Source organism: Actinokineospora sp., from assembly GCF_050699995.1.
Lineage (GTDB): Bacteria > Actinomycetota > Actinomycetes > Mycobacteriales > Pseudonocardiaceae > Actinokineospora.
Genome location: NZ_JBOHGC010000593.1, coordinates 1 through 2,395 on the forward strand (window position 1 = coordinate 1; position 2,395 = coordinate 2,395).

Here is a 2,395-nt window from a genome sequence, read left to right on the forward strand (position 1 = left end):
GCGCGTCGGCGAGCGACCCGCCGGACAGCGCGGTCGGCGCCAGCTCCGCGACCAGCGCCCGCGCCTCGGCGAGGTTCTCCCGCGCCGTGCGCGCCGCGAGGTCGAGCAGCCGCCGGGCCTTCTCCGAGTCCACTTCGGACTCCGCGGCCTGCACCAGGGTGATGATGCTGGTGAAGCCCTGGGCGAGGGTGTCGTGGATCTCGCCCGCCAGCCGGGCCCGCTCGGCGTTCACCCCGGCCTCGTGGGAGAGCTGGGCGACCTCCGCCCGGCTGCTCTCCAGCGCGGTGATCAGCTCGGCCCGCTCCTCGCTCTGCCGGACGATCCGGTGGATGTAGGTGCCGATGAGCAGGGAGAACGCCAGACCGAAGAACGCCAGCCCGAAGTCGTGCGCGTCGAAGGAAACGCCCGCGAAGACCGCCGAGAAGATCGGCGGCAGGACGTTCAACAGCGCGACGAGCGGCGCGGAGATCCGCAGCCGGAAGGTCATGGACACCATCGGGCAGATCATGAACAGCGCGTAGGTGCTCGCCGGGGTGAACGCGACGGCGGTGAAGAACAGCGCGGCCAGCCCCGCGACGAACACGGCGCCCCGCGGGGTGCGGTCGGTGAGGATCACGCGGCGGCCGTACATGGCGTACCAGGCGACGAGGGCGGTCAGGGCGGTCACCGCCCCTGCCTCCCTGGCGGGCGTCTGGGTGCCGGTCACGACGATCACCACGACCGCGACGTAACCGATCGCGAAGTACACGTCCCAGATCCACCGCGACCGGTCCCAGGCCTGGGTCATCCGGCTCGCCGCCCGCTCCACCGGAACGTCAGCAGGCACAGCACCAGACCGATCACGCACCACGCCCCCAGAACCAGTGCCGTATGTGCACGAAGATGCCGGAGGTGAACTGCAGCGCGATCACCGGCAGGTTCAGCACCGCGGGCGCGCTCTTGCCGGACGTGCGAACTGGCGGCGATGCCGATCAGCGTGCAACTCAGGACGGACAGAGCGAGCAGCCAGGCCAGCGTCAGCCAACGCGCCGGGTCGGTGGGCAACTGCAGGTCAAAGAGCAGCACGCCGACAGCGAGCAGCAGGATCACTTCGCCCAGTGTCGCCACCGCGACCAGGACGATCTTGCCGACGAAGTACGCGGTCGCGGTGATCGGTGTGCCGCGCAGGCGTTTGAGCGTGCCGTCCTCGCGGTCGATCGCGATGCCGACGCCGGTGGTCATAAAGGCGGTGGAGAGGATGCATGCTGGCGGCGAAGACCTGGCTCATCGGCACGGTCAGGCCAGGGTCCGTCTTGTTGAAGATCGAGCCGAGCAGGACCAGCAGGAAGGCGGGGAAGGCGAAGGTGAAGATCACGGCTTCGCTGGTGCACCTGGAGACCGGTGACCTCGCGCCCGGCCAGCGCGGCCACGGCCGACGTCGGGTCGTAGGTGCGCAACACGTGCGCGCCGGTGTGGTCGGTCCAGGTGACGGTGGCCGGCGCGGTCTCGCGCCCGCCCAGCGTCGCGGGCGTCCCCTCGGCGACGATGCGCCCGCCCGCGATCACCGCCAGACGGCTCGCGAGGGCTTCGGCCTCGTCGAGGTAGTGGGTGGTGAGCAGGATGGTCGTGCCGTCACCTGCCAAGGTCCGCACGAGGTCCCAGAACTGGCGTCGGGCCTGTGGGTCGAACCCGGTTGTCGGCTCGTCGAGGAAGAGCAACTCGGGGTTGCCGACGATCCCTAGAGCGACGTCCACGCGCCTGCGCTGTCCGCCGGACAACGACCTGATGCGCGCGCCGGCTTTCTCGGTAAGGCCGCAGATGTCGATGACATCGGTGACAGACCGGGGATTCGGGTAGTAACCGGCGTAGTGCTTGACCGCTCTGCCACGGTGAGTTCGGCGCTGTCGGTCGCGGTTTGCAGGACGATCCCGATGCGGGAGCGCCAGTGCCTGCCCGCTTTGCCGGGGTCCTCGCCGAAGACCGTGGCGTCGCCGCTGGTGCGGTGGCGGTGGCCTTCGAGGATTTCGACGGTCGTGGTCTTGCCGGCGCCGTTAGGACCCAGGAGGGCGGAGACTTCGCATTGGGCGACATGGAGGTCGATTCCGGCCACGGCGGTGTTGTCGCCGTAGTTCTTGCGGAGGTCGCGGACTTCGATCGCGTTCATGACTCGATCGTTTCCCGGGAGGGGTGGGTCCAGGGTCGCCCGAAGCACTGAACCTCATGTCAACCGATCGGATGACACGGAGTCAGCTCCGGGTGGTGTGCGCCCGGGCGTGAGTGCGGTGACTCGGTGGCTGTTCAGGCCGCCGAGTGTCGTGGTGTTGCGGGGATGGGTTTTCGGTGTGGGTCGAGGTAGGCGGGTGGGGTGAACTCGGGCAGGCCGTTGATGATGGTGACGGCCCAGTCGGAGTTGTGG

Annotated in this window: 2 protein-coding genes and 1 pseudogene; all 3 read right to left on the reverse strand. The window is 69.1% G+C overall.

The genetic code is table 11. The features are described from left to right. Positions 1-826: sensor histidine kinase (locus tag ACRDSQ_RS28780; protein WP_431425361.1), on the reverse strand; the 826-nt coding region annotated here is incomplete at its 3' end. Beyond that, positions 784-1,221 (reverse strand): ABC transporter permease, encoded by a 438-nt coding sequence (locus ACRDSQ_RS28785; protein ID WP_431425362.1) that lies wholly within the window; start codon positions 1,219-1,221, stop codon positions 784-786. The genes ACRDSQ_RS28785 and ACRDSQ_RS28780, both read right to left, overlap by 43 nt. Before the next feature lie 113 nt (positions 1,222-1,334). Further along, positions 1,335-2,143: pseudogene (locus tag ACRDSQ_RS28790) on the reverse strand (ABC transporter ATP-binding protein); the annotation flags it as partial. Positions 2,144-2,395 lie beyond the last annotated feature (252 nt).